Here is a 19,143-nt window from a genome sequence, read left to right on the forward strand (position 1 = left end):
CTGCCGCGCGGTCTCCCCGCCGCCGCACGACGCGGCCTCGCGCCCCGATGCAAGGGAGCACCGCACATGACCGAGGCCCGGCCCGACCGCCCCGCATCGGACCCTCACACCCCCTCCCGCCCTGAGCCCTCGACGGCGCACCACTCGGACAGCCGCCCGGCGGACCGGCCCGGAAGGATCGCCGACCTGCGCCGGGTCGGCATCTCCCCCGACCACTGGTATCCGGTGGCCACCTCGCGCAAGGTGCGGCGCAACCGGACGTTCGCGGCCGTCTTCGCCGGTGAGCGCATCGTGCTGTACCGGGGGCGCAGCGGTGCCGTGCACGCGCTGGAGGACCGGTGCGCGCACCGGCAGGTGCCGCTGAGCATGGGCGTGGTCGAGGGTGACATCCTGCGCTGCTGCTATCACGCGTGGGCCTATCGGGGCGACGGCCGTATCTCACAGATCCCCTATCTGCCCAAGGGCTGCGAGCGGCCGCCGCGCGGAGTGCGCTCGTATCCGGTGCGCGAGGCCTACGGGCTGGTGTTCGTGTTCCCCGGTGACCCGGCGCTCGCCGAGGACGCGCCGTTCCCGTTCCTTCCCGAGTACCACTCCGCCACGCACCGCACCATGACGTTCTCCCGCACCGTGCGCTGCCACTACTCGTTCATGCACGAGAACCTGCTCGACATGAACCACCAGTTCCTGCACCGCAGTGTGCTCGGCCGCATCCAGCCGGAACTGCTGGGGTACGACGCCGGGCCGCGGCACGTCGAGGCGCGCTATCTCTTCGTCCCCGCCGGCGGGCGCAAGGACCGGGGCGCGGGGCTGCTGTCCGCCGAGGGGATCGGGGGGAAGGACCGGCCCGACACCATCACGATCCGCACCGAGTATCCGTACCAGACCCTGCGGGACGTCCCCGAGGGCAGCGAGCTGCCGGTGTTCTCGCTCTGGGCGGCGTACGTACCCGAGGACGCGGAACAGCGGATCAATCACGCCTACGGCCTGCTCACGATCGCGAAGCCGTCGGTGCCCGGGGCGCTGCATCTCGCCTGGCCGCTCATCCGCCGTTTCACCGAGCGGGTCTTCGCGCAGGACCGGACGGCGGTCGAGGCCGAGCAGCGTGCCTGGGACGAACAGGGCGAGGACCACAACCACGAGGTGTTCCCGCTCATCCTCGACCTCCGGGACGTGCTGCGCGACAACGGTGTGCCGCTGCGTCCGGAGCGGGCGTCCGGCTGCGCGCCGTGCGGGATGGCCGCCCCGGGGCACCATGCCGCCGCAACCGTGGGGGCCGCCGGGGCCACGGGCCATGCCGGAGGGACACAGGCAGCCGGTCCGGCCGTGAAGGGCGGCGCGCCGGCCGTGGACGGTGCGGGTCCGGCCGTCGAGGGCGCGGGCCGGAACGATTAGGCGTGCCGGGCGCTCATCGAGGCCCGTCACGCCGATGTCCCGCTCCCCCGGTCAGTCGGCGGTGGCGACCGGCGTCTCCCGTTCGGCGACGGGGGAAGCCTGCGTGATCACTTCGGAGCGCCGCCGGCCCCGGTCCATGACACCGCCGGTGAAGGCGAGGCCCAGACCGGCGACGGCGAGGGCCGCGCCGACCAGGTTGGGCGAGGCCCAGCCCCAGCCCGCCGAGATGACCAGGCCGCCGAGCCAGGCTCCGCCCGCGTTGGCCAGGTTGAACGCCGAGTGGTTGGAGGCGGCCGCCATCGTCGGGGCGTCCTTCGCCTTGGCCATGAGCAGCATCTGGATCGGCGTGGTGATGAGCGAGCCCATGGCGCCGATGAAGGTGATCGTCACCAGCGCGGGCACGGTGCTGTGCACCGCGAAGTAGAACGTCACCAGGGCCGCAGCCAGCAGGACGAGCCCCCAGTACATCGTCGGGCGCAGCGCGCGGTCGGTGAGCGGTCCGGCGATCAGGGTGCCCAGGGTCATGCCGACGCCGTAGAGCGCGAGCACCCAGGTCGTCGACGTGCCGGAGAGCCCGGTCAGGTGCGTGAGCATCGGGACGAGGTAGCTGTAGACGGCGAAGAATCCGCCGAAGCCCACGACGGCCGTGGCCAGGCCGATGGCGACCTGCTTGTTGCCCATGGCGCGCAGCTCGTGCCGGATGCCGGACTGCCCCTCGCGGGGCTGGTGCGGGACGAACGCCGCCAGTGCGGCGAGGGCTATCAGACCGATGACGGCGACCGCGCCGTAGGCGGCCCGCCAGCCCAGGTGCTGGCCGAGCGCGGTGGCGGCCGGGACGCCGACGATGTTGGCGATGGTCAGTCCGAGGAACATCTTCGAGACGGCGCGTGCCGCCCGGTCCGGGGCGACCAGGCGCGAGGCGACGACGGCCCCGACACCGAAGAGCGCGCCGTGCGGCAGACCGGCGAGGAAGCGTGCGGCGAAGAGCGTGCCGAAGGTCGGGGCGACGGCGGACGCCATGTTGCCGATCACGAAGAGCCCGGTCAGCAGGAGGAGCAGCCGCTTGTGCGGGACACGCGCGCATATGCCCGTGAGGAGCGGCGCGCCGACGACGACACCGAGCGCGTACGCCGACACGACGTTGCCGGCGTGCGGTACGGACACACCGATTCCGTCGGCGATCTGGGGCAGGAGCCCCATCGTGGCGAACTCGGTCGTGCCGATACCGAACGCGACGACGGCCAGGGCCAGCAGAGCCAAGGGCATGGTGCAGGAGAACCTTTCGAAGACAACGGGCCGGGACCGGTGGGCGGGGTGACGTGAGCTCGCCCACGGTTTCCACGTCCCGTCGCACCGGGCCTCGTGACCCGGAGCACCCCGGGAAGAGGGTGAGCCCATGGGAGTGCAGCAACGACGCGAGGGCATCCATTCCAAGATCGCCCCGCGGTTTGCGGCGTCGGGCCTGGCCCGTTCCCCCTGGCTTCCGCGACGGTCGGCCCGGGCAAGTGAGCAAGGATAGCCGCTGCGGTCACGACGCCGGACGAGCAGGGGGCGCCAAGGCCGCTCGGCCGAGGCACGGTGTCACGCGGCGAAGCCGATGTTGGTGACGTACTCGTACTGGCCCCACTGGCTGCCGAGGTCGACGACCTGGTCGACCCAGGCGGCGTCGAGCGCCCGCTCGTCGCCGGCGGCCCAGGCGGCGACGATGTGGTCCCAGCGGCGCACGTTGAGGGTGCGGAACTCCACGACGCGCTGGCGTGGCCGGTCGACCTGGGACTGGTTGAGCGGGTGGATCTCGACCCGGGTACCGCGGCCCTCCCGGTTGAGGCGGGCGGTGAGATAGCGGGCGACGTTCTCGCGCCGCACGGTCCGGTACGCCCGCTCGATCCGCTCCAGGTTCTTCCTCGACGGCGAGCGCGTCCCGTCGAGCCAGGCGCGCAGGGTGCGGTTCGTGACGGTCAGCCCGGCCTCGCGGGCCGCCGTGCGGGCGTGCTCGGTGCGGGTGAGGTAGTGCAGTCGGGCGAGCAGACCGCGGCGGGCCGTGACGGGCGTCGCGATGTAGCCGGCGAGGTCGTCCAGCCGGCGCGCGAGCGCTTCGTGGCCCTTGAGACCGCGGGCTCCGTACTTGCCGAACTCGATGTTCCGCTCTGGCATCGTGTCTTCCGGTCCTCGGATGGGTGGATCACTGTACGGGCCGACGCGGGCCGTGCGGTGGGGGCTCGGGCCGGACGCCCGGACGCCGGAACGGCTGCCCCGGCGCGGGAAGGTTCTCGGGGTCTACGTGCTCTCGCGTGGCTGGGTGCCGACGCTGTAGACGTCCTTGACCTTCACCTCGGTGACGCCGCGGCCTTCCGCGAACACCGCGCGCCAGTCACCGATGAGGTGCAGTTCGTCGGTGCCCATGGCGCGGACCACCATGAGGCCCTCGTCGTAGGCGCGGTGGGCCTTCCACCACAGGTTCACGAACGCCTGGGAGCGGATGAGGTGCATCCAGTCGGTGCGGTACAGCTCCCGGTTGTAGTTCGACTCCCCCAGGGTGGAGACGAACTTGGAGTACATCTGCTTCACGTACTCGAGCGTCACCTCGTCGCCCTCGGCGATCGCCCGGTCCCGGGCGTCCCTCAGGACGACCCTGAACTTCTCCAACAGTCCCTCCGTGGCGCCGGACGTCCACGACTCGTGGATCTCGGGCGGGTCGCACAGCCCGTACTTGGGACCCGACAGGCGCAGCAGCAGGCGCAGGGTGGGTTCGGTGACCCACAGGGGGCCCGGTTCGTCGCGGTTGCCGATCGGGTTGGGCAGGACCGCCTCGTGGTCCCAGGCGGGCGGGGTGATCAGGTGCAGGCCCGAACGCTTCTTGTCGTGGTGGTCGCCGGTGGAGTGTTCGAGCTGCCCGATCGGCAGGTGGGTCTTCAGGGCGGAGAGGTAGGCGCCGTTGATGTCGAGGGCCGTCACCTCGTGCGCGCCCGTGGGCAGCTCCGGGCGGGTCCACTTCGGGCGGGCCTCCCAGATCTGGTCGGCGCCGCGCGCGGTCTGCTTGCGCAGGATGTCCGGCAGCCAGGGATGCGCCACGATGTCGTACCGGCCGCCCTTGCGGGTCTCGTCCAGCAACGCCATCGCGTCCGGGATCGCCCGCTTCACCAGCGCGGCCGTGGCCGCCTCGACATCGCCCGCGTGCTCCGCGAGGACGGCGGCCACGGCGGCGCCGATCCGGTCGGGGGCGTCAGAGGCCGCGTGCGCCCGTCGGCCGACGGGCACGACGCGTACGCCGGGAGTCCGTGCCGGCTCCACAGGCTCAGTGCTTTCGGCAGGCCTCGACGGCTCCACGGGCCTGGTGCTCTCGGCAGGCCGCGCGGGCTCGACAGGGGTCGTGGGCCCGGGCGTGCCGCATTCGGCGGGGTCCAGGTGCTGGGGGAAGCCCGCGACCTGGTGGCGGGCGGGCTGCCCGCACAGCACGCACGGCCGGGGGGCGGCGAGCACGTCGACGTCCTCGTCCTGCGGCTCTTCGTCCGAGTCGTCCGGGGCGTTCGGGGCGTCCGGCTCGTCCTGCTCCAACGGTGCCGCGGTGGGCGCGGGTCCCGTGTGAGCAGTGGGCGCCGCAGGTGCCGTCGGATCCGTAGGTGCTGTACGGGTTGCAGGTCCTGTCGGATCCGCGGGTGCCGTCGGATCCGTGGTCGCCGTCGTCGCGGCCAGTCTGGCTCGCGCGCCCTCGATGAAGTACGCGTACTTCTCCCGCACTTCACCGCTCGGGTCGCGTCCCGACTCCCAGCCCCCGATCGTGGAGGCGGCGACGCCCAGCACGCTCGCGAGCTGGGGGCGCGACAGGTTGAGCGCCTCCCGCAGCGCGCGCCGTTCCCCGGCGGGCGGGAGCGGGACCTCTTCCTTGGCCCCGGCGAGCAGGGCGTCGATCGCGTCGAAGCCGTTCATCGCACTCCCCCCTCGCGGGCCACGGCCGTACGAGCGTCTGTGTGGCGCCGGGGAACACGGCGGCGGCCGACCGGCAGCGCCTCCGTGGCCCTGGTCGGTCCCGCGAGGAGTTCCAGAACGTCGATGCCGTAGTGGGCGGCGACGGCCTCGCAGTCGGCCAGGCTCCAGGACGCCGCACCGGACTGACGCCGGCTCACCTGGGCCTGGCTGACTCCCAGGGCGGCGGCGAGGTCGGTCTGCGACTCCCCGGCCGCGTGCAGGAGAGCCGCCAGTGCGGCCCGCACCCGCTCCTCGAGACTCATGCCCATACGACACAGTCTAGCGCGTGATACGCATGAGGAATGCGTATTGCGCATGCTTCCGCGCGGCAGACGCATCGGCACGCGCCGCCACACACGAGGGCGGCGGCCGATGGGGACCGGCCGCCGCCAAGGCGGTGCGTGTCAGGTGCGGGCGTCCCTCACCAGGGCGCCGGGGCCGGTGGCTGGACCACCGGCGGCCGGTCGTCGCAGGTGATGGTGTTGGGCAGTTCCCAGGACGCCATCCACGGGCCGGTCGTGCCGCCTCCGTCGTTGCCGCCGAGGTCGTTCACCGTGAACTCGGAGCCGGAGGCGGGGAAGTTGAAGGATCCGCAGTTGTTGACGCCGACCGCGCCGACGTTGCGGGCGTCCACGTTCTCGAAGGAGGCCGAGCCGGCGGAGCGGGCGCTGAGCACGGAGGTGCCGGTGCCGTCCACGCGGATGTCCTGGAAGCGGACCCCTCGGATCGCATACTTGTCCTTCACGGGGAAGTCGGAGACGAGCATGATCGCGTTGTAGGTGTTGTCGAGGAAGTGGTCGCCGGTGACCTCGATGTCGGCGTCGATGTCCCGTTCCAGGGCGTAGATCCAGATGGCGCCGAGGCCGATCTTCCAGTTGAGCTCGAACGGGCCCGAGCGGACCGTGGTGTTGTCCGTGATCCGCAGTCGGCCGCTGAAGGGCTCGGCCCCGAACCGGGATCCGACCTGGATGGCGCTGCCCTCTCTCACGGGGTCGGCGATGAGGTTGCCGGTGACGGTGTTGTCGGCGCCGCCGTAGAGCGCGATGCCGTTGGCGAGGACCGGGCTCTGCACGGTGTTGTGGGCGAAGACGTTGCGCGCGTCGCCGGTCTTCTCCGACCACATGGCCAGACCGTCGTCGCCGGTGTTGCGGACGAAGGTGTCCGAGACGCTCGAATCGGTGACGCCGGTGTGGAAGTTGAGCCCGTCGGCGATCTGGTCGGCGATCACGGTGCGGGTGACCCGCAGTCCCGTCATCGGGCCGTCGAACCACATGCCGACCTTGGTGTGGTGGAGGTAGAGGCCGTCGATCGTGGAGTCACTCAGTGCCCCGCCGACGGCGTTGACCTGGTCGGTGTCGACGCGTTCGCGCACGTCGCCCTCGACGGCGAAGCCCGCCAGATGGACGTCGTGGCTGCCGCCGTCCGCCGCGTCCCTGCCGTAGAAGCCGACGCCGGTGTGGACCGAGCCGTCGGGGGCGGGGGTGTCGAGGGTGACCTGGTGGCCCTTGACGATCGTGTACCAGCTCCCGGCGCCGACGATCGTCACGTCGTCCACGACGATGTGGCGGTTCACCTGGTAAATACCCGGCGGCAGGTACACCTTGAGGTGCCGCTTCTTCGCGTAGGCGATGGCGCGGTCGAAGGCGTCGCCCGCGTCACGTCGGCCGGTGGGGTCGGCGCCGAACGCGAGGACGTTCGCGGCCTGCTTCTCGACGTGCGGCGCGCCGACGAGTTGTGTGTCGAGCAGGTCGATCACGGTCCAGGCGGCGCCGCTGTTCCGGGGAGCGGTGAGGCGGACGGTGTCGCCGGCCGCGTACCGCTTGCCGAGCAGGAGTCGCTGTTCGTCGTAGAAGTGGCTGGGCCGGAACGGCTTGTCGACGGTGGGGGTCGGGGTGGTGGCGGCCGGGACGCAGCCGCATTCGGTGATCCACCAGTCGGGGTGCAGCAGGTCGGCCTGGGGGTCGTTGCTGAACGGGTACTGGTTGTAGAGCCAGGAGTACCGCGAGGTGAGGGTCATCGTGTCGCGGTGCCGGCCGTCGACGGAGACGTCGAGGGGCGCGGTGATGCCGCCACCGCCGGGGGCGTCGGGGATGCTGTAGCGCACGGTGAGGGCGTTGGCGGCCCGGGGCAGGGTGAACTCGACGTACTGGCCCGGCTTCAGGCGTACCGCCGTACGCCCGGACGCCTCGGAGGGCAGGGTGTAGGCGCTGCGGTCAGGGCCGATGACGGTGCCGTTCGTCGCCGCGCCCTCCGCCTCCTGTTCGGCGAAGTCCACCGCGGCACCGCGCCCGGCGACCAGGCCGGGATCGAGCCCGGCGCGTGTCACCGCGGGAGCACCCTCACCGACCGCCGGGCCGCCCCCGCCGCCGTGCCCGGAGGCCGCCGGGGCGGGGGCACCGAGCACGAGCACGAGTCCGGCGGCCGCAGCGGCCACCGCGGCGATCGTCCGGACCGGTCTTCGCGCGGGGCGTCCGGCCCGCTCCGCGGCCTCGTGGTGGGTGTACGGCGCCATCGGCTTCTCGTTTCTCTCGGGGCGGAGGACACCGAGGGCCGCTCGGTGCGCGGCGGCACGGCGGGAATCAGCCGTGCCGCTGCGTACCGGGACATTAGGGCGCGACGGGACACCCGGACAAGACGTCGAACATGTCTTTCCGTGATTCAGTACGGATCCTGCAAGTCAAAGTCGATTTCTTGCAGGAGATGCGTCTCCCACACCGTCACCGCCGGACCGAGCACTCCAGGATCCGGCCGTCCACGGTCCCGATCAGCAGGTGCCCGTCCGGCGTCACGGCGAGCGAGAGCGCCGTGGTCGGGGTGTCCTCGATCTCGAGTTCGGTGCGCCATCGGACCGTGCCGCCCTCGGCGTCCAGTGCCGTCAGAGCACCCGAGTTGCAGGCGACGTAGACGGTGTCCTCGTCGACGTCGAGCGCGGTGGCCGGATGATCCATACGGTGCTGCCACCTCACCGCGCCGTCGAGCGACCGTCGTACGACATAGGCACCACCGGGCTGGAGTCCGGCCCCGTCGTGGACGGCGCCCGCGTACACCAGGGACCGCCCGATCTCGGCCGCCGGACCGCCGAAGTGGTGCTCCCGAGGGTCCCAGGAGTGCGGGAAGAGCCGCCGCGCCGTCCCGTCCGCGCCCACCGCCACGACCCACTTGTCCTTGTACGACGCGTCCGGTCGGGTGCCCACCAGGACGTACGGGCCGCTCGCGTGCCTGACCGGGAACGCGTGGTTGATCAGATCGAAGCCGCCGACCTCCGGGCCCTCCGCCCGAGCGTCGAGGTCCAGCAGCGTCAGCCGTTCCGGACCCTTGCGCCCGCGGTCCGTCGGGCGCACGACCATCCTGCCGCCACCGGCGACGAGGACCCCGGATCCGTCCAGGCCCAGCGTCTCCAGCACCTCGCCGGTGCCGACCGCCACGCGGGCGATCCGGGGCGCGTCCCGCCCCCAGCGTCCGCCCCTCCAGGCCAGGCGCCGTTCGGCGTTGGTCCACACCGACGCCCCGTCGGAAGCGGGCACCAACTGGCGGCCGCCCTCCTCGTCCTCGACCGCCCAGTCCCGTTCGCCCGTCGGGAGCCACGACTCCGCCAGGACCCCGTCCAGGGTGGCCAGCACACGGCCGTCCTTCCCGCTCTCCACGGCCCAGACCCGTCGCCGGGGCGACCACTCCCGGCCGGCCGCCGCGGCGAGGTCCGCCAGGAGGCGGCGCGTCTCCGCCCGGTGATCCGCCCGCGCGACCGGTCGCGCGGGCGCCACGAGTTCCTCCCGTTCGACGGTCCTCCGCCCCACCGCGCTCCAGTCGTCGCGGGAGATCACGACCGTGTGTCCCTGCTCGTGGGCGTCCGGGTTGTCGTCGTCGTGGAGGGGAGCCAGGACCAGACACAGTTCCCGCTCGCCGCGCCAGGCGACCTCCAGCACCTCCCGCGCGAACGGGAGCGCGGACACCACGGTGCCGGACTCCAGGTGGAGCAGGAGGAGTTCCCCTTCGAACGCGTAACCCCCGTCGTAGCTGCCCGTGCCGACGGCCAGCAGCGGAAGCGCGGGGTGGAAGGCGAGCGAGTGAACGGGGTAGGCGGATCGCACCAGGTGTTCGCACCGCAGGGTGTCACGGTCGTAGACGCCGATCCGGTGCCCGGTCCAGCGTTGGTCCGCCGTCCCGGCGCCGCTCCACTGAAGCGCCCCGACGTCACCGGCCACGGCGACCCTGCGCGAACGGTCGTCGAGGACGGCCGGACCCGGCAGTCCCATCTCGGCGAAGGGCCCGTCGCCCAGCACACGTCGGATCAGCGGGGGAACAGTCATGCAGAAAGCCTCCAAGGGACGGATGTGAACGACCGCCCCCCTCATACGGGACGACCGCCGCCCCTCATACGGGACGGCGGTCGTTCATGATCCCGTCCGGTCGCCCCGGGCACCACGGAATATCCGGCGGCCGCTCGGTGAGGCGGCCCGTCGGTCCGGTCAGGGGCGGTTCAGGCCCCACGTCTGGAGGGAGAAGGGGCGGCCCTTCTCCTCGCCGGTGATCAGCGGCACGTCGAGGAGTTCGAAGCCCGCCTTCGTGGCCACGGCGACGCTGGCGGCGTTCTCGGCCTCCAGTTCCAGGATCACCTGCTCCGCACCCTGCCGCTCGAAGGCGTACGCGGCCATCACCCGCACCGCCCGGACCGCCAGGCCCTGGCCGCGGTGCGCCGGACCCACCGCGTAGCCGATCTCCATGCCCTCGGGGGCGCGCCGCAGCATCACCTCGCCGAGCGGCGCCCCGCCGTCGACCGTGATGGCGAGCAGGACGGCCGTGCCCTGCGCGCGCATCTCCCGGTCCCGGTCCAGGCGTGCCCGGGCGGCGGCCTCGTCGAAGGGGGAGACGATCGGCGTCCAGTACGCGATGTCGGGGTGGTCGAACAGCTCCGGCATCGCCGTCAGGTCCGCCTCCATCCAGTCACGAAGGACGAGCCCCTCCCCCGAGAGCTCGATCCGCTCGGGAAACGACGACGTGGTGCTGCTCATGGTGCGGGACCTCCCTGGCCTGTTCGGAACGAGTCAGGATAACCGGGACGCGGAACGCCTCCTCCTGGCGGAAAGCCGACGGGCATCCTCACCGCCCTGGGATCATGAGCCATGCGACCGGATGACTGGCACCTCACCCACGACGTCGACGGCTTTCTCGACCGCGCCGGACACTTCCTGCGCTCACGGCCCGGTCTGCACATCATGCAGCTCACCTGGGCCGAGAGAGTCCGCAAGCGGGGCGCGGACGCGTTCGGTGCCGGAGCGCCCCTGTTCGGCGTGCTGGAGCGGGGAGGCGAGGTGCACGCCACGTTCTATCGCCTTCCGCCCAGGGGTTTCGGCCTTTCGCCGCTCACGCCCGAGCAGGCGGACGCGCTCGCCGGCCGCCTCGCCACCTTGGGGGACCCGGTTCCCCACGTCAGCGCGGACCAGCATACGGCGGCCCTTTTCGCCGAAGCCTGGCAGCGGCACACCGGCGCGATCCCGATGGCGCGCGAGACGCGGCTGCGCCTCTACCGCCTCGGAACCCTCACCCCACCGGAGCCGATGCCGGCGGGCCGCGGCCGCGTCCTGGGCGAGCGGGACCTCGACCAGGCCATGTTCTGGTGCGGCGAATTCGCGCGGGCTGTCGGGGAAAAGGTGTCCATCAGCGCCGACACCTGGGCCGACACCCGCTTCGCCGACAAGCGGTACACGCTCTGGGAGACCCCGGACGGCACTCCGGTCTCCGTCGCGGGCATGAACCCTCGAATCGGCGGCCAGATCCAGGTGGACATCGTCTACACGCCGGCCGACCAGCGAGGCCACGGATACGCGGGCGCCGTGACGTCCGAGGTGAGCCGTGCCGCGCTCGCCGCGGGCGCGAAGGACGTGGTGCTGTTCGCGGACCTGGCCAACCCCACGAGCAACGCCCTCTACCAGCGCCTCGGTTACCGCAAACTCACCGACTGGGCCGTGTACGACTTCCAGCGCGACACGTCGGAGAGCCCCGCGGCATAGCTCCCGCGTCCAGGGCCGGAGAAGTCACCGCGGTGTGTGCCGCCCGAGCATCTGGTCGAGTTGATCTAAATTGGCCGGTCATGGGGCGAAATGGTGGAATCAGCCGTCGATCGGTGCTCAAGGCCATCCCCGCCGCCGGTCTCGCGGCAGCGACGGACGAGGCGTCGGCAGGGCCGCGCACGACATCAGTGACGGGGGTGACAGCGGCCTTTCCGCAGCCGGCCGTCTGTTCCTCGCGGCCGGTGCCCGGCTCGGCGTCGCCGTCGGTCGTGGAGCAGACCCTCGACGTCCGGTTCGCGGACGTCACCATCCCCGGGTACGGACCGGTGACCACGCGGACCTACAACGGGACGATCCCGGGGCCGACCCTGCGCGTGCGCGGCGGGGACGTCCTACGGCTGACGCACATCAACGGTCTGCCGCCCAACACGCCTCACAGCGGCCGTCACAACGTGCCGCACCACGCCAACAGCTTCAATCTGCACACTCACGGAATGCACGTCCGCCCGTCCGGCCACGCCGACAACGTGCTGCGCGAGTTCGCGCCGCGCACCGCCGAGGAGGCCGCCGCCGGAGCCCCCGAGCCGCGGTATGTGACCACCGTCCACGTCCCGGCCGACCACCCGGCCGGAACCTACTGGTACCACCCGCACCTGCACGGATCCACCGCCGAGCAGATCCTCGGAGGCATGGCGGGAGTGATCGTCGTCGAAGGCGACGTCGACGAGATCCCCCAGATCAAGGCGGCCGCCGACATCGTCGTCTGCGTCAACGAACTCAAGTTCAAGGACGGCGAGGTCCCCGCCTTCACCTCGGGCGGCTGGATGACCGGCATCCCCTCCACCTTCACCGTCAACGGCACGGTCAACCCCACGCTCCACCTGCGCCCCGGCGAGGTCCAGCGGTGGCGGCTGGTCGCCGCGACCGCGTTCACCGCCCTGCGGCTCCAGGTCACCGGGGACCGCGGGACCCTGACGATGCACCAGATCGCGCAGGACGGGGTCACGTTCGCCGGACCCGTCGCCCGGGACCTGCTGGACCTGTCCATGGGCAACCGCGCCGACGTCCTGGTCCGCGGCGGCGCGCCCGGCAGGTACGAGCTGCGCGACCGTGCGGTGCCCGAGCCCCTGATGACGATCGTGGTCGCCGGAGAAGCCGTGGAACCGCCGATGGCGCTGCCGGTCTCGCTGCCGCCGGGCCGCCCCTTCCTCGACGAGCGGGACATCACCGACCCCGGCGCCGACCGGGAGATCGTGTTCCACACGGACGCGGGCGCGTTCACCGGAGCCTTCCCCAACGCCTTCCGCATCCTGGGCAGCCATGCGACCCCGGCCGCGCACCCCGGCGGCGACCTCACACGCGACCCGGCCTACGGCCTGTTCGACCCCGGCTACACCAACCACACCCTGACCCTGGGCACCGTCGAACGCTGGACCGTCCGCACCGACGAGACCGTGCCCGCGCACAGCCACCCCTTCCACCTGCACACCAACCAGTTCCTGCTGACCCACCGCAACGGCGAACGGCTCGATCCACCCGTCTGGCACGACACCATCGGCCTGAACGGCGGCACACCCGGCGACCGGGTCACCTTCCTCGTCAGATACGAGGACTTCACCGGGCACACCATCGCCCACTGCCACCAGCTCCACCACGAGGACCTCGGCATGATGCAGGCCGTCCACTACGTCGAGCCCTGAGAGCCGGACATCGCCGGGCTTCGCCTTGTCGTCACAGGGTGTGGTGCAGCCAGCGCTGCAGGACTTCGTTGACGTCAGCCGGGAGGGAGCTGATCTGCTCGATCACGGCACGGTCCTCGGGCATCGGAGGGATGCCGGCGGCCGTGAGGGTCGCGTGCAGGGCCAGACGCCGCTGGTCCTGGGGGTCGAGGGTGTAGCCGAGGCGGTGGGCGGGGTTGGGCGGCGCCAGCAGGAAGTCGCCGTCGTCGCGGGACCGCGCCTGAGCCGGCACGGCGGTGTCACGGGTCTGTACGGCATAGGGGTCGACGAAGGCGCGGGAACCGAGGGTCTCACTGTTCCAGGGGGTCATCTCTGTCTCCTCACCGATGGGTTGTGAACCACCTGTCGAGATCTCCGCGAGGGCCCCTCCGGTTGCGTTCACGGCCGAACATCACGCTGACGGCGTCATCGGCGGGTGATCACCTCGTACGACGGGACGATGGCCGCCGCTGCCACGAAACCCCGCGCGACCACCGACCGCGAAGTCCCCCCACCTGCGCGGACACCGGCTACGAGGTCACCGGCCGCGCGGCCACCGGCTACGAGCTCACCGCCACCCGCGGCCACCGGCCATGAACGCCTCCCGCCGCGGCCGGCCGCCACCGGGTCACCGGCGCCCGCCGGACCAGCGCACGGCGGCGGCTCCGGCGAAGTCGCCGGCGTGGGCGAATCCGCCCAGCACCACGAGGTCACCGTCCTTCACCCGGCCCGAGGCGATCGCGTGGTCCAGGGTGACCGGGATCGCCGCACCGAACAGATTGCCGCACCGGTCGAAGGTGTTCAGGTGCCGCTCGGCGGGCAGTTCCAGCGCCTCCGCCCAGTTGCGCAGGAAGGTGCGGTTCGGCTGGTTGGTGACCAGGACGTCGATGTCGGCGGTCGCCACGCCGAGCCGTCGGCACAGGTCCGTGATCACCTCCGGGACGAGCCGGTTGCCGCGTGCCAGCACCTTGGCGACGCTCGCGTCGGTGAACCCGATCCGGAGCTGGGACTCCCCCGGCTCCCAGTACTTGCGTCCGTCGTCGACCGCGAGGGTCATGTCGCCGGCGTACTCGCCGATGTGCCGGGTCTCCACGTCGAGGACCGGGGCGCCGGCCGACGTGGTCACCCATCCCACGCCGCAGCCGTCGCCCGGGATCGCGGCCTGCGCGAGCCGACGCACCTCGGACTGGGTGAAACACTGCCCGGCGACACTCTGCGCGTTGCAGATCAGCGCGGTCCTCGCGTCGGTGGTGGTGAGGATCTGCCGGGCCAGCTTCAGCATGTACACGAAGGAGGCGCAGCCCGCGTTGGCCACGTCGACGAGCCATTCCGGGTTCAGCCCCAGCCGGCGCGCCACTTCGGTGCCCGCGCCGACGAACGGAAGGTCCGGGAGCTGGCTGTGCACCAGGAGTACGTCCACATCCCGGATCTCGCCCCTGCCGTGGCGTTCGATCAGGGGCTGGACGGCGCGTTCGATCATGTCCGTGTTGGTCTCGTCCGCGGCGACGTGGTGCCGTGAGCTCGGGACCTTGAACATGGGATGGCCGCGCAGCTTGTCCTGCGCGCCCGGGTACTCGGTGTAGTACTCGGCGGGGACCGGATCGCCCGGGAGGTAGGCGGCGACGTCGGTGAGGCTGACCGTGGTCACGACGCCACCGCCCTCGCGGGAGCCACGCTCACCGGCTGGCCGTTCCGGTGGCGATGCTCCAGGATCGCCTTGAGGTTGTTCATCTCCACGGTGTGGCCCGCGTAGAAGAGGTCCCAGTAGTCGCCCACCCAGGGCCGGTCGGGGCGGGCGGCGAGTTCGGGGTGCGGGTTCGTGTCGTAGTAGGGATGACGGCAGTTGGTCCAGGTGATCACGGATCCCGGCCTGTCGAGGACGAGTCGGGCCGGCACGACCCGCATCAGGTAGATCATCCACAGCTTGTCGCCCTGGTCCCAGGAACAGTGGTAATCCACGGTCATGGCCTCGGGGTTGGCGGCGATCCTGCAGTAGATCCGGGTGTCCTCCTCCAGCCGGTCGCGTCCGACCCACAGTCCGGGTGTGCCGGAGGGCTCGAAGTCCCGCAGGCTGCAGGTCCATTCCTCCAGGTGGTGGCCCTGGCGGAGGTAGTCGTAGGTCAGTTCGGGCGGACAGTCGACGTACTCGTGGATGGTGCAGTACTGCCCGTAGACCTGATGATGGGGGTAGACGGAGTGGGTCAAGTCCACGCAGTGCGCGGTCAGTTCGTCCCTGCCCGGGTTCTCGATCCGCATCAGGCCCGGGATGTCAGCCGGCGCGGACGATACGTCGCTCATCTGCTTGCTCCTTGGTGTCGGCGTGTTCGGCACGGTCGGCATGGCCGGTGGCTCGCGCGAAGGGCTGGAATGGCAGGAACGGGGGGATCTCCTTCGGGTCGCAGTCCAGCGCCACGAAGGCGGGCCCGGCGCCCGTGTTCCCCCGCAGCAGCGCCTCGCGCAGGTGCGCCGCGCTCCCGGCGCCGGTGACGTCGAGGGACGGGAACGCGGCGGCCATCCCGGCCGCGATGTCGGTTTCGCCGAACACGTCGTCGTCTCGGACTGCGCCCTGGAGGAACTCCTCGCGCAGCGCGCACATGGCGTGGGCGTTGTTGTTGAAGACGACGAAGGTGACGGGCGCGGAGTGCTCCACGGCGGTGTGCACTTCCGCCCCGTGCATGAAGAAGGCCCCGTCGCCGGCGAGTACGTAGGTGCGCCGCCCGGTGGCGAGCGCGGCACCGATGCCAGCGCCGAAGGTGTAGCCCATGCCGCCCATCCCGAGCGCCACGACGAAACGGCCGTGGCGCGGTGCCGGAAGGAGGTGGACCGCGCTGGCACCGGTGTTGCCGGCGTCGACGAAGACGTGCGCGTCCTCGGGCAGGGCCGCCTCAACGGCGGCGAGGGCCTGGGAGAAGGGGACGATCCGCCCGTGGCCGGCCGGGAAGTCAAGGCCCGCGGCGGGTGCGGGGAGGGGGCCCGGGTGCCGGGGGCAGGGGCGCGGGCTCGACGCGAGCCCTTCGGTCACCGCGCGCAGGGCGTCCCGCAGGTCCCCGACCAGCGCGGTACCCGGCACGAACGGCGCTTCGGAGTCCAGGCACACGACGTCGGTGGTGGCGAGGGCCCGCTCCAGGCCGCCGCGTGCCAGGAGGGGCAGCCGGGTGCCGACCAGCAGGCACACATCGGCCCGCCGCAGACAGTGTTCTACGTTGGCGTGGCCCATCACCCCCGCCACACCCGCGAACCGCGGGTCACGGTTGTCGAAGACGTCCTTGGCGTCCGGGGTGACGGCCACCCACGCACCGAGGTGCCGGGCCAGCCGGGACAGTTGCGCACGGGCGTCCGCCGCGGCGACACCCTCTCCGGCGATGACAAGGACGGTGCTCGCGCCGCGAAGGATGTCCGTCACCTCGGCGACAGCGGCCGGCGAGGGCGCGGGTGGTGGGGGCGCGGCCTCGGCCGGTGCGGCGCCTGTCGACGTGGCCTCCGCCGGTACCGGTGCCTCCTCCGATGCCGGTGCCGGTGCCGGTGCCGGTGCCGGTGCCGGTGCCGGTGCCGGTGCCGGTGCCGGTGCCGGTGCCGGATCATCCTGGCCCGGCAAAGCGATCCGTGCCTGTTGTACGTCCTTGGGCAGCAGCAGCACCGCAGGCCCGCGCGGCTCCGTCCGCGCCGCCGCCATCGCCCGCGCCAACAGCTCCCCGATCGAGTCCGGGTCCTCGACCCGGGCGCAGAAGCGGGAGATCGGGCTGAAGACGTCGGCCGCGTCGAACGAGCCGCCCTTGCCGCTGGTGTCCTGGAAGGCGCCCTCGCCCTCCTGGACCGTCGGCGGCTGGCCGACCAGGGCGAGCAGCGGCACCCTGGACGCGTACGCCTCCGCGAGGCCCGGCACCAGGTTCATCGCGCCCCCGCCCGAGGTGGCGGCAACCACCCCCAGGCGTTGGGTGGTTCGGGCGTAACCGTCGGCCATCGTGACGGCGGAGAACTCGTGCTTGGCGACCACACCCCGCACGACTCCGCCACGGTGCACGGCGTCGTACAGGTCCTCGATGTTCGCGCCGCCGACTCCGAACATGTGGGTGACCCCGGCCCGGGCGAGCTCGCCCGCCAAGTGATCGACCATGCGTACCGTCCCGGCCTCGGGCACGTCTGCCACGGGTGTCATACGGGGCTCCCGTCCCTCTCGTGGGGCCGGTCGACGAGACCGGACGACGTGATGACCTGGAAGCGGTGCCGGTACTCCTTCGGGGTGACGCCCAGCGTTCGTCCGAAGGACCGGAAGAAGGTCTCGGGGGCACCGAATCCGCAGCGGCCCGCTATCTGACTGATCGGCAGATCGGTCGTCTCCAGCAGCTCGCGGGCGCGGGCGATCCGGGTGCGCTGGACGTACTGCCCGGGAGTCGTGCCCACTTCGCGCCGGAAGACCCGGGCGAAGTTGCGCGGGCTCATGTTGGCGCGTTCGGCCATCTCGGCCACGGGTAACGGGTTGTGGAGGTTCTCCAGGATCCACTCCTGCGCCGTCCGGATCGGCGGATGGTCCGCCAACTGGGCGTCCAGCAGCGCGCTGAACTGGGACTGCCCGCCGTGCCGTTTGAGGAACAGCACCAGGAACCGTGCCGTCTCCAGGGCGAGGGCCGCTCCGTGATCGGCCTCGACCAGGGCGAGCGCCATGTCGATCCCGGTCGACACGCCCGCCGAGGTGACGAAGGGGCCGTCCCAGACGAAGATCGGCTCGGCGTCCACCGTCACCGCCGGATAGCGGCAGGCCATCGTCTCGCTGTACGCCCAGTGCGTGGTGGCGCGTCTGCCGTCCAGCAGGCCCGCCTCGGCGAGCAGAAAGGATCCGCCGCATACGGAGGCGACCCTGCGCGACCGGGCCGCCGCCGTGCCGATCCACGAGATCAGCGCCTGGTCGCGCAGCGCCTCGCCCACACTCCATCCCCCTGGCACGAGAAGCGTGTCGATGGGGCCCTGCCCCGCCTCAAGGGGCATCGCCGCCAAGCTGACACCCGAACTCGTGCGCACCAGTGGCGCGTCGGCGGAGACCAGGTCGATCCGGTACGGGTCGCCCCCCGGGTCCAGGAGCCGGTTGGCGATGTCGAACACCTCGATCGGTCCGGTGATGTCCAGCGCCATGGCACCCGCGTACACCACTACAACCACACGTCGCTCTGCCACGGTCACAGCCTGTATCGGATCTCCGACTGACTGCAATGACAGATAACTGACGCATCCGGCCAACAGACCGTGCTCCGAGAGGAGTTACGGGCTGCTGGCCAGGCACTTCGCATGCGGGCGACGATGACGACGGGTGAGGCAACTCACAGGCACCGGACAGCCACGCCGGCCCGGCCCACAAGGCGGCATGGAGGACGGGGCATCGGGGTCCCGAGGACACGCCCCAAGGGGTGTTACACAAGCCCGTTCAGGGGCGGCGGGCCAGCAAGTGGGCGTCGAGGAAGCCCCGTTCGGAGGCCGGATCGTGGCGCAGCTCGGCGACCACGACGAGCCCGGCTCCGGTCAGCAGCTCGGCGAACCGGTCAACAGGCCAGCTATAGGCGGGAGTCACCTTGTGGTCGAAGCGGATCGGCTCCGAACCCTCGGTGCCGAAGAACGAGACCAGGAGCAGGCCCCCTGGCGCCAGGACACGCACCTGCTCGGCGAGGAGCGCGGGCAGCTCCCCGGGCGGGGTGTGGATCATCGAGTAGTGGGCCAGCACCCCGCCGAGCGCGCCGTCCTCGACGGGCAGGGCCTCCATGCGCGCCTCGTCGAACCGCAGCTCCGGATGGGCCCGCCGGGCGTGCTCGACCATGGCCGGGGAAAGGTCGAACCCGGAGGCGTCCAGGCCCGATTCGTGCAGCATGGAGGTCAGATGGCCGGGTCCGCATCCGACGTCGGCGGTGCGCAGATTTCCCGTCTCGCGCACCAGATCGGCGAAGGCACCGAGCATGGCCCGCGCGAACGGTCGCGACTCCATCCGGTCGGCGAACATCGACGCGTAGAGCTCGACGACCCCGTCGTAGGCGATCCTGGTCTCATCCTGGTGATCCGTCACGGGGAGGAAGCTA

At 71.7% G+C, this 19,143-nt stretch carries 16 protein-coding genes; 3 read left to right on the forward strand and 13 right to left on the reverse strand.

Annotated features, from left to right (window positions below; genetic code table 11):
- Positions 1 to 66: 66 nt before the first annotated feature.
- On the forward strand, positions 67 to 1,392 hold the full coding sequence (locus tag ACZ4TO_RS00695; RefSeq protein WP_468022985.1) for a Rieske 2Fe-2S domain-containing protein: 1,326 nt from the start codon (positions 67 to 69) through the stop codon (positions 1,390 to 1,392).
- Between the two features lie 51 nt (positions 1,393 to 1,443).
- Here ACZ4TO_RS00695 and ACZ4TO_RS00700 read toward each other — a convergent pair whose 3' ends face one another.
- The 7 genes from ACZ4TO_RS00700 to ACZ4TO_RS00730 form a co-directional block, all read right to left on the reverse strand.
- Complete coding sequence (locus ACZ4TO_RS00700; RefSeq protein ID WP_468022986.1) at positions 1,444 to 2,658, reverse strand: MFS transporter; 1,215 nt, start codon at positions 2,656 to 2,658, stop codon at positions 1,444 to 1,446.
- Positions 2,659 to 2,973: 315 nt separating this feature from the next.
- Positions 2,974 to 3,546: a transcriptional regulator gene (locus ACZ4TO_RS00705; protein ID WP_468022987.1), complete on the reverse strand. Its 573-nt coding sequence runs from the start codon at positions 3,544 to 3,546 to the stop codon at positions 2,974 to 2,976.
- Between the two features lie 123 nt (positions 3,547 to 3,669).
- Complete coding sequence (locus ACZ4TO_RS00710; RefSeq protein ID WP_468022988.1) at positions 3,670 to 5,319, reverse strand: helix-turn-helix domain-containing protein; 1,650 nt, start codon at positions 5,317 to 5,319, stop codon at positions 3,670 to 3,672.
- Positions 5,316 to 5,627, reverse strand: coding sequence for a helix-turn-helix domain-containing protein (locus tag ACZ4TO_RS00715; RefSeq protein WP_385037337.1), 312 nt, complete (start codon positions 5,625 to 5,627; stop codon positions 5,316 to 5,318). The genes ACZ4TO_RS00710 and ACZ4TO_RS00715 overlap by 4 nt, the downstream gene beginning before the upstream one ends.
- A 152-nt stretch (positions 5,628 to 5,779) precedes the next feature.
- On the reverse strand, positions 5,780 to 7,870 hold the full coding sequence (locus ACZ4TO_RS00720) for a glycosyl hydrolase family 28-related protein (RefSeq protein ID WP_468022989.1): 2,091 nt from the start codon (positions 7,868 to 7,870) through the stop codon (positions 5,780 to 5,782).
- A gap of 205 nt (positions 7,871 to 8,075) precedes the next feature.
- On the reverse strand, positions 8,076 to 9,665 hold the full coding sequence (locus tag ACZ4TO_RS00725; RefSeq protein WP_468022990.1) for an outer membrane protein assembly factor BamB family protein: 1,590 nt from the start codon (positions 9,663 to 9,665) through the stop codon (positions 8,076 to 8,078).
- A 159-nt stretch (positions 9,666 to 9,824) separates the two neighbouring features.
- Complete coding sequence (locus ACZ4TO_RS00730) at positions 9,825 to 10,367, reverse strand: GNAT family N-acetyltransferase (protein WP_468022991.1); 543 nt, start codon at positions 10,365 to 10,367, stop codon at positions 9,825 to 9,827.
- Between the two features lie 111 nt (positions 10,368 to 10,478).
- Here ACZ4TO_RS00730 and ACZ4TO_RS00735 point away from each other — a divergent pair, with 111 nt between their 5' ends.
- Both ACZ4TO_RS00735 and ACZ4TO_RS00740 read left to right on the forward strand, forming a co-directional pair.
- Positions 10,479 to 11,366, forward strand: coding sequence for a GNAT family N-acetyltransferase (locus ACZ4TO_RS00735; RefSeq protein ID WP_468022992.1), 888 nt, complete (start codon positions 10,479 to 10,481; stop codon positions 11,364 to 11,366).
- Positions 11,367 to 11,563: 197 nt separating this feature from the next.
- Entirely contained in the window at positions 11,564 to 13,066 is a 1,503-nt protein-coding gene (locus ACZ4TO_RS00740) for a multicopper oxidase family protein (RefSeq protein WP_468022993.1), read from the forward strand.
- Between the two features lie 31 nt (positions 13,067 to 13,097).
- On the opposite strand, the gene ACZ4TO_RS00745 is transcribed toward ACZ4TO_RS00740, so the two are convergent.
- The 6 genes from ACZ4TO_RS00745 to ACZ4TO_RS00770 form a co-directional block, all read right to left on the reverse strand.
- The gene (locus tag ACZ4TO_RS00745; RefSeq protein WP_468022994.1) at positions 13,098 to 13,415 is read right to left on the reverse strand and encodes a hypothetical protein; all 318 of its coding nucleotides are present in this window, start codon (positions 13,413 to 13,415) and stop codon (positions 13,098 to 13,100) included.
- Between the two features lie 297 nt (positions 13,416 to 13,712).
- Positions 13,713 to 14,732 (reverse strand): 3-oxoacyl-ACP synthase III family protein, encoded by a 1,020-nt coding sequence (locus tag ACZ4TO_RS00750; RefSeq protein WP_468022995.1) that lies wholly within the window; start codon positions 14,730 to 14,732, stop codon positions 13,713 to 13,715.
- Positions 14,729 to 15,382, reverse strand: coding sequence for an SRPBCC family protein (locus ACZ4TO_RS00755; RefSeq protein WP_382784507.1), 654 nt, complete (start codon positions 15,380 to 15,382; stop codon positions 14,729 to 14,731). The genes ACZ4TO_RS00750 and ACZ4TO_RS00755 overlap by 4 nt, the downstream gene beginning before the upstream one ends.
- The gene (locus ACZ4TO_RS00760; protein ID WP_468022996.1) at positions 15,354 to 17,240 is read right to left on the reverse strand and encodes a thiamine pyrophosphate-binding protein; all 1,887 of its coding nucleotides are present in this window, start codon (positions 17,238 to 17,240) and stop codon (positions 15,354 to 15,356) included. Before ACZ4TO_RS00760 ends, ACZ4TO_RS00755 begins: the two co-directional genes overlap by 29 nt.
- Positions 17,237 to 18,253 (reverse strand): GlxA family transcriptional regulator, encoded by a 1,017-nt coding sequence (locus ACZ4TO_RS00765; protein WP_468022997.1) that lies wholly within the window; start codon positions 18,251 to 18,253, stop codon positions 17,237 to 17,239. Before ACZ4TO_RS00765 ends, ACZ4TO_RS00760 begins: the two co-directional genes overlap by 4 nt.
- Before the next feature lie 247 nt (positions 18,254 to 18,500).
- A complete protein-coding gene (locus tag ACZ4TO_RS00770; protein WP_468022998.1) occupies positions 18,501 to 19,130 on the reverse strand; it encodes a class I SAM-dependent methyltransferase in 630 nt (209 codons plus the stop codon).
- Positions 19,131 to 19,143: the final 13 nt, after the last annotated feature.

It is taken from the genome of Streptomyces sp. NPDC028298 (genome assembly GCF_055565895.1).

Excerpts from the sequence above, each read along its gene's own strand:
- ACZ4TO_RS00695 (WP_468022985.1), top strand. The coding sequence starts at position 67 with ATGACCGAGGCCCGGCCCGACCGCCCCGCATCGGACCCTCACACCCCC.
- ACZ4TO_RS00700 (WP_468022986.1), bottom strand. The coding sequence starts at position 2,658 with ATGCCCTTGGCTCTGCTGGCCCTGGCCGTCGTCGCGTTCGGTATCGGC.
- ACZ4TO_RS00705 (WP_468022987.1), bottom strand. The coding sequence starts at position 3,546 with ATGCCAGAGCGGAACATCGAGTTCGGCAAGTACGGAGCCCGCGGTCTC.
- ACZ4TO_RS00710 (WP_468022988.1), bottom strand. The coding sequence starts at position 5,319 with ATGAACGGCTTCGACGCGATCGACGCCCTGCTCGCCGGGGCCAAGGAA.
- ACZ4TO_RS00715 (WP_385037337.1), bottom strand. The coding sequence starts at position 5,627 with ATGGGCATGAGTCTCGAGGAGCGGGTGCGGGCCGCACTGGCGGCTCTC.
- ACZ4TO_RS00720 (WP_468022989.1), bottom strand. The coding sequence starts at position 7,870 with ATGGCGCCGTACACCCACCACGAGGCCGCGGAGCGGGCCGGACGCCCC.
- ACZ4TO_RS00725 (WP_468022990.1), bottom strand. The coding sequence starts at position 9,665 with ATGACTGTTCCCCCGCTGATCCGACGTGTGCTGGGCGACGGGCCCTTC.
- ACZ4TO_RS00730 (WP_468022991.1), bottom strand. The coding sequence starts at position 10,367 with ATGAGCAGCACCACGTCGTCGTTTCCCGAGCGGATCGAGCTCTCGGGG.
- ACZ4TO_RS00735 (WP_468022992.1), top strand. The coding sequence starts at position 10,479 with ATGCGACCGGATGACTGGCACCTCACCCACGACGTCGACGGCTTTCTC.
- ACZ4TO_RS00745 (WP_468022994.1), bottom strand. The coding sequence starts at position 13,415 with ATGACCCCCTGGAACAGTGAGACCCTCGGTTCCCGCGCCTTCGTCGAC.
- ACZ4TO_RS00755 (WP_382784507.1), bottom strand. The coding sequence starts at position 15,382 with ATGAGCGACGTATCGTCCGCGCCGGCTGACATCCCGGGCCTGATGCGG.
- ACZ4TO_RS00760 (WP_468022996.1), bottom strand. The coding sequence starts at position 17,240 with ATGACACCCGTGGCAGACGTGCCCGAGGCCGGGACGGTACGCATGGTC.